Origin of the sequence: Streptococcus oralis, assembly GCF_901543815.1 — a bacterium.
Lineage (GTDB): Bacteria > Bacillota > Bacilli > Lactobacillales > Streptococcaceae > Streptococcus > Streptococcus oralis_CM.
The window spans coordinates 791,988-806,416 of sequence record NZ_CABEIU010000002.1; the positions used below are offsets into that span (position 1 = coordinate 791,988).

Annotated in this window: 11 protein-coding genes and 1 other annotated feature; all 11 genes read left to right on the plus strand. The window is 42.0% G+C overall.

Annotation, left to right across the window (positions count from 1 at the left end):
* The 11 genes from secG (at position 1) to ppc (ending at position 14,024) form a co-directional block, all read left to right on the plus strand.
* Positions 1 to 234: a preprotein translocase subunit SecG gene (gene secG, locus FQT28_RS04020; protein ID WP_007519515.1), complete on the plus strand. Its 234-nt coding sequence runs from the start codon at positions 1 to 3 to the stop codon at positions 232 to 234.
* Positions 235 to 329: 95 nt separating this feature from the next.
* A complete protein-coding gene (rnr, locus tag FQT28_RS04025) occupies positions 330 to 2,684 on the plus strand; it encodes a ribonuclease R (RefSeq protein ID WP_143989507.1) in 2,355 nt (784 codons plus the stop codon).
* Complete coding sequence (smpB, locus tag FQT28_RS04030) at positions 2,647 to 3,114, plus strand: SsrA-binding protein SmpB (RefSeq protein ID WP_125448900.1); 468 nt, start codon at positions 2,647 to 2,649, stop codon at positions 3,112 to 3,114. The genes rnr and smpB overlap by 38 nt, the downstream gene beginning before the upstream one ends.
* A 14-nt stretch (positions 3,115 to 3,128) precedes the next feature.
* Entirely contained in the window at positions 3,129 to 3,989 is an 861-nt protein-coding gene (gene tehB, locus FQT28_RS04035) for an SAM-dependent methyltransferase TehB (RefSeq protein ID WP_125448902.1), read from the plus strand.
* Positions 3,990 to 4,166: 177 nt separating this feature from the next.
* A complete protein-coding gene (locus FQT28_RS04040) occupies positions 4,167 to 5,315 on the plus strand; it encodes a PDDEXK family nuclease (protein WP_143990059.1) in 1,149 nt (382 codons plus the stop codon).
* A gap of 76 nt (positions 5,316 to 5,391) precedes the next feature.
* Complete coding sequence (locus FQT28_RS04045; RefSeq protein WP_143989508.1) at positions 5,392 to 6,348, plus strand: competence protein CoiA; 957 nt, start codon at positions 5,392 to 5,394, stop codon at positions 6,346 to 6,348.
* Between the two features lie 18 nt (positions 6,349 to 6,366).
* The gene (gene pepF, locus FQT28_RS04050) at positions 6,367 to 8,169 is read left to right on the plus strand and encodes an oligoendopeptidase F (protein WP_125448906.1); all 1,803 of its coding nucleotides are present in this window, start codon (positions 6,367 to 6,369) and stop codon (positions 8,167 to 8,169) included.
* A 1-nt stretch (position 8,170) separates the two neighbouring features.
* On the plus strand, positions 8,171 to 8,884 hold the full coding sequence (locus FQT28_RS04055) for an O-methyltransferase (RefSeq protein WP_125448908.1): 714 nt from the start codon (positions 8,171 to 8,173) through the stop codon (positions 8,882 to 8,884).
* A gap of 65 nt (positions 8,885 to 8,949) precedes the next feature.
* Positions 8,950 to 9,891 carry a peptidylprolyl isomerase PrsA gene (gene prsA, locus FQT28_RS04060; protein ID WP_038805098.1) on the plus strand — a complete coding sequence of 314 codons (942 nt, stop codon included), beginning with the start codon at positions 8,950 to 8,952 and terminating at the stop codon, positions 9,889 to 9,891.
* Positions 9,892 to 10,080: 189 nt separating this feature from the next.
* On the plus strand, positions 10,081 to 11,304 hold the full coding sequence (ftsW, locus tag FQT28_RS04065; RefSeq protein ID WP_143989509.1) for a cell division peptidoglycan polymerase FtsW: 1,224 nt from the start codon (positions 10,081 to 10,083) through the stop codon (positions 11,302 to 11,304).
* A 23-nt stretch (positions 11,305 to 11,327) separates the two neighbouring features.
* Positions 11,328 to 14,024, plus strand: coding sequence for a phosphoenolpyruvate carboxylase (gene ppc / locus FQT28_RS04070; RefSeq protein WP_125448913.1), 2,697 nt, complete (start codon positions 11,328 to 11,330; stop codon positions 14,022 to 14,024).
* Between the two features lie 95 nt (positions 14,025 to 14,119).
* Positions 14,120 to 14,336: a binding site (T-box leader), on the plus strand.
* The last annotated feature ends 93 nt before the right edge of the window (positions 14,337 to 14,429 follow it).

Here is a 14,429-nt window from a genome sequence, read left to right on the forward strand (position 1 = left end):
ATGTACAACCTATTATTAACCATTTTATTAGTATTATCTGTTGTGATTGTGATTGCGATTTTCATGCAACCAACTAAGAACCAATCCAGCAATGTATTTGATGCCAGCTCGGGTGATTTGTTTGAACGTAGTAAAGCGCGTGGTTTTGAAGCCGTGATGCAACGTTTGACAGGTGTTTTAGTCTTTTTCTGGCTAGCCATTGCCTTAGCATTGACGGTATTATCAAGTAGATAAGAAATGGGCGAGACTAGGTCTTTGCCTCTTTTTATTTTTAATGACACTTCTAAAGTTATCAATCAAAAGAAATTATAAAAATCTAGAAAGAAAACATGAAAGATAAAATTAAAGAATATTTGCAAGAGAAGGGGCGAGTGACGGTAAATGACCTAGCTCAGGCTCTCGGAAAGGATGGATCCAAGGATTTCCGTGAGTTGGTTAAAACCCTGTCTCTGATGGAAAGAAAGCACCAGATTCGATTTGGAGAAGATGGTAGCCTTACCTTAGACCAGAAGAAGAAACATGAAATTACCCTCAAAGGGATTTTTCATGCCCATAAAAACGGCTTTGGCTTTGTTAGTCTAGAAGGAGAAGAGGACGACCTTTTTGTAGGAAAAAACGATGTCAACTATGCTATTGATGGTGATAGCGTTGAGGTAGTCATCAAGAAAGTCGCTGACCGCAACAAGGGAACTGCAGCAGAAGCCAAGATTATCGATATCCTAGAGCATAGCCTGACGACGGTTGTCGGCCAAATTGTTCTGGATCAGGAAAAGCCCAAGTATGCCGGCTATATCCGTTCAAAAAATCAGAAAATCAGCCAACCTATTTATGTGAAGAAACCAGCCCTCAAACTTGAAGGAACAGAAGTTCTAAAGGTCTTTATCGACAAATACCCAAGTAAGAAACATGATTTCTTTGTCGCTAGTGTGCTGGACGTGGTGGGACACTCGACTGATGCTGGGATTGACGTTCTTGAAGTCTTGGAATCCATGGATATTGTCTCAGAATTTCCAGAAGCTGTTCTTAAGGAAGCTGAAAGTGTGCCAGATGCTCCGTCAGAGAAGGATATGGAAGGGCGTCTTGATTTGAGAGGTGAGCTTACTTTTACCATCGATGGTGCCGATGCCAAGGACTTGGACGACGCAGTTCACATCAAGCCTTTGAAAAATGGCAATATCGAACTCGGGGTTCACATCGCGGATGTTTCCTACTATGTGACTGAGGGCTCTGCCCTTGACAAGGAAGCCCTTAACCGCGCGACTTCTGTCTATGTGACAGACCGAGTGGTTCCAATGCTTCCAGAGCGTTTGTCAAATGGTATCTGCTCTCTCAATCCTCAAGTCGATCGCTTGACCCAGTCTGCTATTATGGAGATTGATAAACATGGTCGTGTGGTCAATTACACCATTACCCAAACAGTTATCAAGACTAGCTTCCGTATGACCTATAGCGCTGTCAATGACATCCTGGCTGACGATGAGGAAAAGAGAGAAGAGTTTAAGAAAATTGTTCCTAGTATCGAGCTCATGGCCAAGCTTCATGAAAGGCTAGAAAGCATGCGTGAGAAGCGTGGTGCTCTTAATTTTGATACCAGTGAAGCTAAGATTTTGGTGGATAAAAAAGGCAAGCCTGTGGATATCGTCCTTCGTCAGCGTGGTGTTGCTGAGCGGATGATCGAGTCCTTCATGTTGATTGCTAACGAAACGGTTGCCGAGCACTTTAGCAAGTTGGATCTACCTTTCATTTATCGGATTCACGAGGAGCCCAAGGCTGAAAAAGTTCAGAAGTTTATTGATTATGCTTCGAGCTTTGGTTTGAGAATTTATGGAACTGCCAGTGAGATTAGCCAGGATGCCCTCCAAGACATCATGCGTGCTGTTGAGGGAGAACCTTATGCGGATGTATTGTCCATGATGCTTCTCCGTTCTATGCAACAGGCTCGCTATTCTGAGCATAATCACGGTCACTATGGCCTTGCTGCAGACTATTATACTCACTTTACCAGTCCGATTCGCCGTTATCCTGACCTCCTTGTTCACCGCATGATTCGGGACTATGGGCGTTCCAAGGAAATAGCAGAGCATTTTGAGCAAGTGATTCCAGAGATTGCGACCCAGTCTTCCAACCGTGAACGTCGTGCCATCGAGGCAGAGCGTGAAGTCGAAGCCATGAAAAAAGCTGAGTACATGGAAGAATACGTTGGAGAAGAGTACGATGCAGTTGTATCAAGTATCGTCAAGTTCGGTCTTTTTGTTGAATTGCCAAACACAGTTGAAGGCTTGATTCACATCACTAATTTGCCTGAGTTTTATCATTTCAACGAGCGTGACTTGACACTCCGTGGGGAGAAATCGGGTACAACCTTCCGTGTAGGTCAGCAAATTCGTATCCGAGTTGAAAGAGCGGATAAGATGACTGGTGAGGTTGATTTCTCCTTTATTCCAAGTGAGTTTGATGTGATTGAGAAGGGCTTGAGACAGTCTAGTCGTAGTGACAGAGGGCGTGGTTCAAATCGTCGTTCAGATAAGAAGGAAGATAAGAGAAAATCAGGACGCTCAAATGATAAGCGCAAGCATTCACAAAAAGACAAGAAGAAAAAGGGAAAGAAACCTTTTTACAAGGAAGTAGCTAAGAAAGGAGCCAAGCATGGCAAAGGGCGAGGGAAAGGTCGTCGCACAAAATAAAAAGGCGCGCCACGACTATACAATCGTAGATACGCTAGAGGCAGGGATGGTCCTGACTGGAACTGAAATCAAGAGTGTTCGAGCTGCTCGAATCAATCTCAAGGACGGCTTTGCTCAAGTAAAAAATGGTGAAGTCTGGCTGAGCAATGTCCATATCGCGCCTTACGAAGAGGGCAATATTTGGAACCAGGAACCGGAACGCCGTCGAAAACTCTTACTCCATAAGAAACAAATCCAAAAGTTGGAACAAGAGACCAAAGGGACAGGAATGACCCTTGTTCCCCTTAAAGTCTATATCAAAGATGGCTACGCAAAACTCCTTTTAGGACTTGCCAAAGGGAAACATGACTATGACAAACGGGAGTCAATCAAGCGTCGTGAACAAAACCGCGACATCGCGCGTGTCATGAAAACTGTCAACCAGCGTTAAGAAGAGGAAGTAAAATGGAAAAATTAATTGCCTATAAACGGATGCCCTTGTGGAATAAACAGACCATGCCTGAAGCTGTTCAGCAAAAGCATAATACCAAGGTCGGGACTTGGGGCAAGATTACTGTTGTAAAAGGAGCCCTCAAATTTATTGAATTGACCGAAGAAGGGGAAGTTCTAGCTGAGCACCTCTTTGAGGCAGGTGCAGACAACCCTATGGCGCAACCGCAAGCCTGGCACCGAGTGGAAGCTGCGACAGATGATGTAGAATGGTACTTGGAATTTTATTGTAAACCTGAGGATTATTTCCCTAAGAAATACAATACCAATCCAGTCCATTCAGAAGTCCTAGAGGCCATTCAAACGGTAAAACCAGGAAGAGCATTGGATTTGGGTTGTGGTCAAGGACGTAACTCTCTCTTTCTCGCACAGAATGGTTTTGATGTAACAGCTGTGGATCAAAATGAATTGTCCCTTGAAATCTTGCAAAGCATCGTAGAACAAGAGGATCTAGACATGCCTGTCGGACTTTACGATATCAATTCAGCCAGCATTAGCCAAGTCTATGATTTTATCGTATCGACAGTTGTTCTGATGTTTCTACAAGCAGACCGCATTCCAGCTATTATCCAAAATATGCAGGAGCAAACTACTGTTGGAGGCTACAACCTCATCGTCTGTGCCATGGATACAGAGGATTATCCTTGCTCAGTGAACTTCCCATTCACCTTTAAAGAAGGGGAACTGGCAAACTACTACAAGGATTGGGAATTGGTTAAGTATAATGAAAATCCAGGACATCTGCACCGTCGTGATGAAAATGGCAATCGGATTCAACTACGCTTTGCGACCATGCTAGCTAAGAAAATCAAGTAGATCAAATCTTTACAAACGAATAGAGACCACTTTGCAAGATTTCTATTCGTTTTTGTTTGCGTTGGTTGATTGGGGCGAACAGAATTTTATGCTATACTAGAAGTAGGAAATCTGAGCAGTAGAGCTGTATTGCTGTCACTCTCAGCGCAAGCAGTTGTAGATGATGGAGGTGGTCGAATGACGAGTCTTTTGGTGGAACTGTATGATCGGCATGTATTGGAAAAGAATGTCTACCAAGCCTTTGTCAGTGATTGTGATGAGATTCTCTTTCTATCTTTGACGAAAATAAGTAATAACGATAAACTTTCACTGCGCCATTTTATCTTGGATGAGGTTCCCCATATCCAACGAGTGACCTTTCGTCAGCTCTCCTTAGAACAACTAGCGGACCAGTTAGATTATTGCCTAGCAGGCTATGACCAAGTTGTCCTTGATGTATTTGGTGGAGATTCGCTACTAGCCTTATCCCTCTATCAATACGGCTTGGATCGCCACTTCCCCATCGTTGCAATGGATGTTGAACGAGGAAAACAATACAAGTGGGTAGCTGATCAGTTGGAAAAAGAAGAGTTGGACATTCCTACCCTAAGCATCCAACAGTTGATAGCCTTGCGTGGTGGAAAAATGCTCAAATCAAAACGCCCTATCCACTCAGTTCAAGAAATTTCGGCCATCAAAAAATTAGCCAGCTCTGCCATTTCCAATCCCACCCACTGGTACCAAGTGACCCAATTTTTCTCTCTAGCTAAGACCAATGACCTGCATGCTGAAACCGAAAAAATACTGGATAACAACGGCAAGTATTATCACTACCCAGAATCCCTTATCCCCTTACTGGTGGAAGCGGGGATGATTCGTATTGAAAGTGAGGACAAGAAGCGAGTAGCTTACAGTTTTCCAAGTCAAGAAGCTCAAGTTTTTTGCCGCAATAAGGGACATATTTTAGAGGTATATCTCTATCTCTTGGCGCTTGAATCTCAGCTGTTTGATGAGTGCATGATAGGGGGTGAGATTGATTGGAATGGCATCTTTCCAGAGGCGGACAATGTTCAAAATGAGATTGATGTCATTCTGAGAAAGGGGCGCTCGATTACCTTTATCTCTTGCAAGATGACAGATTTATCAGTTGAAGCCATCAACGAACTAGAAGTCTATGCCAATCATTTTGCTGGAGAGAGTTGCCTCAAGTTAATTGTCTGTACGGGGAAAATCAATCCTGTTTATGCCAATCGCTGTCAGGAATACGGCGTGCTGGTCATTAGAAGTGAGCAGATTCCCAATCTCATTCCCATGCTAAAAAAATACTCTAAGAGACAAAAAAGATAAGAAATAATATCATGAAAGGCTGGAATTCCAGTCTTTTTTATTTCTTTTTCGAATAAATGAGAAAAGGAGGTAGACCATGTTTGTAGCTAGAGATGCCAAGGGAAATTTGGTGAATGCCCTCGAAAAAGATGTGACCAAGCAAGTCTATACTTGTCCAGCCTGTGGGGGCAGGCTACGATTACGCCAAGGACAGAGTATTCGAACGCACTTTGCCCATGAAAGGTTAAGAGATTGTATTGCTATTTTCGAGAATGAAAGTCCAGAACACTTGGGCAACAAAGAGGCCCTTTATCGCTGGGTCAAGAAGGACAATCAAGTCTCCTTAGAATATAGTTTGCCCGAGATTCAGCAGGTTGCGGATGTTCTCGTCAATGAGAAACTAGCTCTGGAGGTTCAGTGCAGTCCCTTGTCTCAAAAGCTTTTAGGCGATAGAAGTCAAGGATACCGCAGCCAGGGCTATCAGGTTATCTGGCTACTGGGAGAAAAACTCTGGTTAAAGGAGCGATTAACACAATTGCAAAGGGGATTTCTTTATTTTAGTCAAAATATGGGTTTCTTTGTTTGGGAACTAGATCTCAAAAAGCAAGTTTTGAGACTTAAATATCTTTTACATCAGGACCTACGTGGCAAGCTTCGTTTTCAAGTCAAGGAATTTCCCTATGGCCAAGGAAATCTCTTGGAAATTCTACGATTCCCCTATCAAAAACAAAAACTGCCTAGTTTTACGGTTGCCCAAGATTCAACTATCTGTCACTACATTCGCCAACAACTATACTACCAAACGCCTTACTGGATGAAGAAGCAGGAGGAAGCCTATCATCAAGGAGACAATCTATTAAACCGTCAACTAGACGACTGGTATCCTCAAGTCAAGCCGATAGAATCGGGTGATTTTTTGCAGATTGAAACGGATTTGGCTAGCTATTATAGAAATTTTCAGGCTTACTATCAAAAAAATCCGAAAAATAATCGCCAAAAGCTCTATCCACCAGCCTTTTATCACTTATATTTCTCAAAAAATGTGGTAAAATAGAAAGGATGGAGGAATCTTATGGTATTACAACGACATGAAATAAATGAAAAAGATACATGGGATCTTTCAACGATCTACCCAACAGATCAGGCTTGGGAAGAAGCCTTGAAAGATTTAACTGAAAAAGTACAAACAGCAACCCAGTATGAGGGGCATCTCTTGGACAGCGCGGACAGTTTGCTTGAGATTACAGAATTCTCACTTGACTTGGAACGCCAAGTTGAAAAGCTTTATGTCTATGCACATATGAAAAACGATCAGGACACGCGTGAAGCCAAGTATCAAGAGTACTATGCTAAGGCAATGACCCTATACAGTCAGTTAGAACAATCCTTTTCATTCTATGAACCTGAGTTTATGGAGATTAGCGAAGAGCAGTATGCGGCCTTCCTAGAAGCTCAACCAAAACTCCAAGTTTACAAGCACTTTTTTGACAAGCTATTGCAAAAGAAAGACCATGTTCTTTCGCAACGTGAGGAAGAATTGTTGGCTGGCGCAGGAGAAATCTTTGGCGCTGCTAGTGAAACTTTCGCCATCTTGGACAATGCGGATATTAGCTTCCCATACGTCCTTGATGATGAGGACAAGGAAGTGCAACTCTCACACGGCACTTATATCCGTTTGATGGAGTCTAAAAATCGTGAAGTGCGTCGAGGTGCCTATGAAGCCCTCTATGCGACGTACGAACAATTCCAACATACTTACGCGAAGACTTTGCAGACAAATGTTAAGGTGCAAAACTACCGAGCAAAAGTTCGCAACTATAAGAGTGCTCGCCATGCAGCCCTTGCAGCCAACTTTGTTCCAGAAAGTGTCTATGACAATCTAGTAGCAGCAGTTCGCAAGCATTTGCCACTCTTGCATCGTTACCTTGAACTCCGCTCTAAAATCTTGGGAATTTCAGATCTCAAGATGTACGATGTCTACACACCACTTTCATCAGTAGATTATAGCTTTACCTACGAAGAAGCCTTGAAAAAAGCTGAAGAAGCCTTGGCAGTCTTGGGTGACGATTACTTGAGCCGTGTCAAACGTGCCTTTAGCGAGCGTTGGATTGATGTCTATGAAAACCAAGGCAAGCGTTCTGGTGCCTACTCTGGTGGATCTTACGATACAAATGCTTTTATGCTCCTCAACTGGCAGGATAATCTAGACAATCTCTTTACCCTAGTACACGAGACTGGTCACAGTATGCACTCTAGCTATACTCGTGAAACCCAGCCATATGTTTACGGAGATTACTCTATCTTCTTGGCAGAGATTGCCTCAACGACCAACGAAAATATCTTGACGGAGAAATTGCTGGAAGAAGTGGAAGACGATGCAACTCGCTTTGCTATCCTTAATAATTTCTTGGACGGTTTCCGTGGAACAGTCTTCCGTCAAACTCAATTCGCTGAGTTTGAACATGCTATCCATCAAGCAGACCAAAATGGAGAAGTCTTGACAAGTGATTTCCTGAATAAACTCTACGCTGACTTGAACCAAGAGTACTATGGATTCAGCAAGGAAGACAATCCTCAAATCCAATACGAGTGGGCGCGCATTCCACACTTCTACTATAACTACTATGTTTATCAGTATTCGACAGGTTTTGCAGCTGCTTCAGCCTTGGCTGAAAAGATTGTCCATGGTAGTCAAGCAGATCGTGACCGCTATATCGACTACCTCAAGGCTGGTAAGTCTGACTATCCGCTCAATGTTATGAGAAAAGCGGGAGTGGATATGGAGAAGGAAGACTATCTCAACGACGCCTTTGCAGTCTTTGAACGTCGCTTGAACGAGTTTGAAGCCCTTGTTGAAAAATTGGGATTAGCATAAGATGGTAGAGTCTTATAGTAAAAATGCCAATCACAATATGCGTCGCCCCGTCGTCAAGGAAGAAATCGTAGAGTTCATGCGCCAGCGTCAAAAGCAGGTGACAGGTTCCTTGAAAGAATTGGAGACTTTTGCTCGCAAGGAAAATATTCCCATCATTCCTCATGAAACGGTCGCTTATTTCCGTTTTCTCATGGAAACCATGCAGCCCAAAAACATTTTGGAGATTGGGACGGCTATTGGCTTTTCAGCCCTCTTGATGGCGGAACATGCGCCAAATGCCAAGATTACAACGATTGACCGTAATCCTGAGATGATAGGCTTTGCCAAGGAAAACTTTGCCCAGTTTGACAGTCGTAAGCAAATCACCCTCTTAGAGGGAGATGCAGTCGATGTTTTATCTAGTCTGACAGAAACTTATGATTTTGTCTTTATGGATTCGGCCAAGTCCAAGTATATCGTCTTTCTACCTGAAATCCTTAAACATTTGGAAGTCGGTGGAGTGGTTGTCTTGGATGATATTTTCCAAGGAGGCGATGTTGCCAAGGATATCATGGAAGTCCGTCGTGGCCAGCGCACAATCTATAAGGGATTGCAAAGACTTTTCGACGCAACTTTGGACAATCCAGGTCTAACAGCGACTCTAGTTCCGCTCGGGGATGGGATTCTCATGCTGAGAAAAAATGTAGCAGATGTCCAACTTCCTGAGAGTGAATGATTTTTAGAAAAATTTAAGACAATTTAGTAAAATAGAGAAGGTAACTTACCATAAAAGGAGTAAACATGAAGAAAAAACTATTGGCAGGAGCCATTACCTTATTATCTGTAGCGACTTTGGCTGCTTGTTCAAAAAGTTCTGAAGGAGCTGATCTCATCAGCATGAAGGGTGATGTCGTCACTGAACACCAATTTTATGAACAAGTCAAAAACAATCCAACTGCGCAACAAGTCTTGCTTAATATGACCATCCAAAAAGTATTTGAAAAACAATATGGTTCAGAAGTGACTGACAAAGAGGTGGATGATGCCGTTGCTGAGGAACAAAAGAAATACGGCGATAGCTACAACAGCGTACTTCAACGTGCGGGTATGACTCCTGAGACTCGTAAAGCTCAAATTCGCACCAGCAAATTGGTCGAATTGGCAGTTAAAAAAGCCGCTGAGAGTGAATTGACTGACGAAGCTTACCAAAAAGCTTTTGAGTCTTATACACCAGATGTGACAGCGCAAATCATCCGTATGGATAATGAAGATAAGGCCAAAGAAGTGCTCGAAAAAGCAAAAGCTGAAGGAGCTGATTTTGCTCAGTTGGCAAAAGACAACTCAAATGATGACAAGACAAAAGAAAATGGTGGCGAAATCACTTTTGACTCTGCTTCAACAGAACTTCCAGAACAAGTCAAGAAGGCGGCCTTTGCCTTGGATGTGAATGGTGTCTCTGATGTTATCACAGCGACTGGAACACAAGCCTACAGTACCCAATACTACATTATTAAGCTAACCAAGAAAACAGAAAAATCATCAAACCTAGATGACTACAAAGAAAAATTGAAAACGGTCATCCTGGCTCAGAAACAAAACGATTCATCTTTCGTTCAGAGCGTTATCGGAAAAGAATTCCAAGCTGCAAATATTAAAGTGAAAGATCCTGTTTTCCAAAATATCTTTGCCCAATACGTTGGTGGTGCAGACTCAAACTCAAGCAGTAGCTCATCAGCAGAATAAAAAAGAAAATACAAACTTCGTCTTGAAGTTTGTTTTTTTTTGTGATCAGTTTTGGCAAAATAGCAAAATTCGAAGGATTGGAGGATAAGAGTTTTTTTCTTTCTGAAAAAATGGTATAATAGCAATCAAAACTAGAAAATAAAACGGAATTAGGAACAGTTTTCTCTGTTTCTATTAGAGTGGTGACATATGAAAATTAGTAAAAGGCACCTATTGAACTATTCCATTTTGATTCCTTACCTCCTTTTATCGATTTTGGGTCTAATTGTTGTTTACTCAACGACGAGTGCTACCTTGATCCAAGAAGGGAAAAGCGCTCTTCAGTTAGCTCGGAACCAAGGAATGTTTTGGGTAGTTAGTTTGGTTTTGATTGCCTTAATTTATAAACTGAAACTTGGTTTTTTAAGAAATGAACGCTTGATTTTTATCGTTATGTTTGTAGAGATGATTCTTCTAGCTTTGGCTCGGCTAATTGGAACACCAGTCAATGGTGCCTACGGTTGGATTTCTGTAGGACCTGTAACGATTCAGCCTGCAGAGTACCTTAAGATTATCATTATTTGGTACCTAGCCCATCGATTCTCAAAACAGCAAGATGAGATAGCTGTTTACGATTTCCAAGTCTTGACTCAGAATCAGTGGTTACCTCGAGCTTTTAACGACTGGCGTTTCGTTTTACTGGTTTTGATTGGTAGTTTGGGAATTTTCCCTGACTTGGGAAATGCGACCATTCTGGTCTTGGTGTCGCTGCTTATGTACACAGTTAGTGGAATTGCCTATCGTTGGTTCTCGACTATTCTAACTCTCTTAGCAGGAAGTTCCATTTTAGTCTTGTCTGTCATTCGTCTTGTTGGCGTTGAGAAGTTTTCTCAAATTCCTGTATTTGGTTACGTTGCTAAACGTTTTAGTGCCTTCTTTAATCCCTTTAATGACTTGGCGGGTGCAGGACACCAGCTCGCAAATTCTTACTATGCCATGGTTAATGGTGGTTGGTTTGGACTAGGTTTAGGAAATTCCATCGAGAAACGTGGTTATTTGCCAGAAGCTCACACGGATTTCGTCTTTTCGATTGTCATCGAGGAATTTGGATTTGTAGGAGCAAGTATGATTTTGGCCCTCCTCTTCTTCTTGATTTTGCGAATCATCCTGGTCGGTATTCGGGCTAAAGATCCCTTTAACTCTATGGTTGCTATCGGTGTCGGAGGGATGATCCTTGTTCAGGTCTTTGTCAATATCGGTGGGATTTCCGGTTTGATTCCTTCTACAGGGGTAACCTTCCCCTTTCTTTCACAGGGTGGGAATAGCCTTCTGGTCTTATCCGTAGCCATTGCCTTTGTACTAAATATCGATGCTAGTGAAAAACGTGCCAAACTTATCAGAGAATATGAAGGTCAAACTTCTGTTACTCTATAAGGATTGAATGGAAAGGAAAGTTTATGTCACTTCAAAAATTAGAAAACTATAGCAATAAAGCCGTCGTCCAAGAAGAAGTCTTGATTTTGACAGAGCTATTAGAAGACATCACAAAAAATATGCTTGCGCCTGAGACTTTTGATAAAATCATGCGGTTGAAGGACTTGTCTACAAGCGAAAACTATCAAGGACTTAATAAATTGGTGACCAGCCTTTCAAACGAGGAAATGATCTATATTTCTCGCTATTTCTCAATCCTTCCACTCTTGATCAATATCTCTGAAGATGTGGATTTGGCTTATGAGATCAATCACCAAAATAATGTGGACCAAGACTATCTAGGAAAACTGTCAACAACCATTAAGATGGTGGCTGAAAAAGAAAACGCGGCTACAATTTTGGAGCAGCTGAATGTAGTTCCAGTTTTGACTGCCCACCCGACTCAAGTACAACGCAAGAGTATGCTGGACTTAACCAATCATATCCATACACTCTTACGGAAGTACCGTGATGTCAAACTCGGCTTGATTAATAAAGAAAAATGGCACACAGATCTCCGTCGTTACATTGAAATTATCATGCAAACGGATATGATTCGCGAGAAGAAATTGAAGGTAACCAACGAAATCACCAACGTGATGGAGTACTATCAGAGTTCTTTCTTGAATGCTGTTCCACGTTTGACGGCTGAGTATAAGAAACTAGCTAAGGAACAAGGTATCGAGCTCCAACATCCAAAACCGATTACAATGGGGATGTGGATCGGAGGAGACCGTGATGGAAATCCTTTCGTAACAGCGGAAACCCTCAACAAATCAGCCTTGACTCAGTGCGAAGTCATCATGAACTACTACGATGAGAAGATTTATAACCTTTATCGTGAATTTTCACTTTCAACCAGCATCGTGAATGTCAGTGACAAGGTTCGTGAGATGGCGCTGAAGTCTCAGGACAACTCGATTTATCGTGAAAAAGAACTCTATCGTCGTGCTCTCTTTGACATCCAAGCTAAGATGCAGGCAACCAAGGCTTATCTTATTGAAGACAAGGATCTTCAACCTAGATATGCCACTGCAGATGAATTCTACCAAGACTTGTTAGCCATCCGAGATTCTCTATTAGAGAACAAAGGTGAGTACCTGATTTCAGGAGAATTTGTCGAGTTGATGCAGGCGGTTGAAATCTTTGGCTTCTATCTTGCCTCTATCGACATGCGCCAAGATTCTAGTGTTCATGAAGCTTGTGTGGCAGAATTGTTAGCATCCGCGGGGATCAACGACCACTATAGCGATCTATCTGAAGACGAAAAATGTGCCCTCCTCTTAAAAGAGTTGGAAGAAGATCCTCGTATCCTCTCAGCAACTCATGCTGAAAAGTCAGAACTACTTGAGAAAGAACTTTCTATCTTTAAAGCCGCTCGCAAGTTGAAGGATAAATTAGGTGAAAACGTCATCCGTCAAACCATCATCTCTCACGCAACAAGTGTATCCGATATGCTAGAACTTGCAATTATGCTTAAGGAAGTCGGCTTGGTAGATGCTCAAAAAGCCCGCGTTCAGATTGTTCCCCTCTTTGAAACGATTGAAGATTTGGATCACTCAGAAGAAACCATGAGAAGATATTTCTCTCTTCCTTTGGCTAAAAAATGGATTGCTTCAAAGGACAACTACCAAGAAATCATGCTAGGCTACTCTGATAGCAACAAAGACGGTGGTTACCTGTCATCATGTTGGACTCTATATAAAGCGCAACAGCAACTGACTGCTATCGGTGACGAATTTGGTGTTAAAGTTACCTTCTTCCATGGTCGTGGTGGTACTGTGGGTCGTGGTGGTGGACCAACTTATGAAGCTATCACATCCCAACCACTCAAGTCTATTAAGGACCGCATCCGTCTGACTGAGCAGGGAGAAGTGATTGGAAACAAATACGGAAACAAAGACGCTGCCTATTATAACCTTGAAATGTTGGTTTCTGCAGCTATTAACCGTATGATTACAAAGAAGAAGAGTGATACTAACACATCAAATCGTTATGAAGCTATCATGGATCAAGTAGTGGACCGCAGCTACGATATCTACCGTGATTTGGTCTTTGGAAATGAACATTTCTATGACTATTTCTTTGAATCAAGCCCAATCAAAGCTATTTCAAGCTTCAATATCGGTTCGCGTCCAGCAGCTCGTAAGACCATCACTGAAATCGGCGGTTTGCGTGCTATCCCTTGGGTCTTCTCATGGTCACAAAGTCGTGTCATGTTCCCTGGATGGTATGGCGTGGGTTCAAGCTTCAAAGAGTTTATTGATCAAGATCCTGATAATATTGAGATCCTTCGTGATATGTACCAAAACTGGCCTTTCTTCCAATCTCTGCTCTCTAATGTGGACATGGTCTTATCTAAGTCTAACATGAACATTGCCTTCGAATATGCCAAGCTCTGTGAAGATAAAGAAGTGCAGGCTATCTACTACACTATTTTAGATGAATGGCAGTTGACTAAGGACGTTATTTTAGCTATCGAAGGTTATGACGAACTCTTGGCAGAAAACTCTTACCTAAAAGACAGCCTAAACTATCGTATGCCTTACTTTAATATCCTGAACTACATCCAGTTGGAGTTGATCAAACGTCAACGTCGCGGCGAATTGTCGGCAGACGAAGAAAAACTGATCCATACAACTATTAACGGAATTGCAACTGGTTTACGTAATTCAGGCTGATATCTACAAACTTCCTCTTTTTTCAAGGGGAAGTTTTTGAATTGTTTAAAAAATTCTAAAAATAAGCTTGACAAGTAGTTGAAAAATGATATAATTTAAATATTCAGAAAGTAATCATACTCATTTTTTAGAGAATCTGTGGTTGGTGGAAACAGATAAATGAAAGTGATGAAAATTGGGCTGAATGTACTTAAGAATTTGAAATCATAAAAATTCGGTGAGCACACCTTACAGTGCAACTCGTGATTGCGAGAAAGAGCGATAGGGATATTCCCTATAATTGAGGTGGCACCGCGCATCGACGTCCTCACACAAGTTTTTTGTGTGAGGACTTTTTTGTTGGAGGAAACTGATGGAATTTAAACGATGGCGTCGCTTGTTTTAAGTGAAAAGAGTATAGTACAA

What these genes read in the sequence shown, in the direction of transcription:
- ftsW (WP_143989509.1), top strand. Translation starts at nt 10,081, where the DNA reads ATGAAAATTAGTAAAAGGCACCTATTGAACTATTCCATTTTGATTCCT.
- FQT28_RS04045 (WP_143989508.1), top strand. Translation starts at nt 5,392, where the DNA reads ATGTTTGTAGCTAGAGATGCCAAGGGAAATTTGGTGAATGCCCTCGAA.
- FQT28_RS04055 (WP_125448908.1), top strand. Translation starts at nt 8,171, where the DNA reads ATGGTAGAGTCTTATAGTAAAAATGCCAATCACAATATGCGTCGCCCC.
- ppc (WP_125448913.1), top strand. Translation starts at nt 11,328, where the DNA reads ATGTCACTTCAAAAATTAGAAAACTATAGCAATAAAGCCGTCGTCCAA.
- rnr (WP_143989507.1), top strand. Translation starts at nt 330, where the DNA reads ATGAAAGATAAAATTAAAGAATATTTGCAAGAGAAGGGGCGAGTGACG.
- smpB (WP_125448900.1), top strand. Translation starts at nt 2,647, where the DNA reads ATGGCAAAGGGCGAGGGAAAGGTCGTCGCACAAAATAAAAAGGCGCGC.
- tehB (WP_125448902.1), top strand. Translation starts at nt 3,129, where the DNA reads ATGGAAAAATTAATTGCCTATAAACGGATGCCCTTGTGGAATAAACAG.
- pepF (WP_125448906.1), top strand. Translation starts at nt 6,367, where the DNA reads ATGGTATTACAACGACATGAAATAAATGAAAAAGATACATGGGATCTT.
- FQT28_RS04040 (WP_143990059.1), top strand. Translation starts at nt 4,167, where the DNA reads ATGACGAGTCTTTTGGTGGAACTGTATGATCGGCATGTATTGGAAAAG.
- secG (WP_007519515.1), top strand. Translation starts at nt 1, where the DNA reads ATGTACAACCTATTATTAACCATTTTATTAGTATTATCTGTTGTGATT.
- prsA (WP_038805098.1), top strand. Translation starts at nt 8,950, where the DNA reads ATGAAGAAAAAACTATTGGCAGGAGCCATTACCTTATTATCTGTAGCG.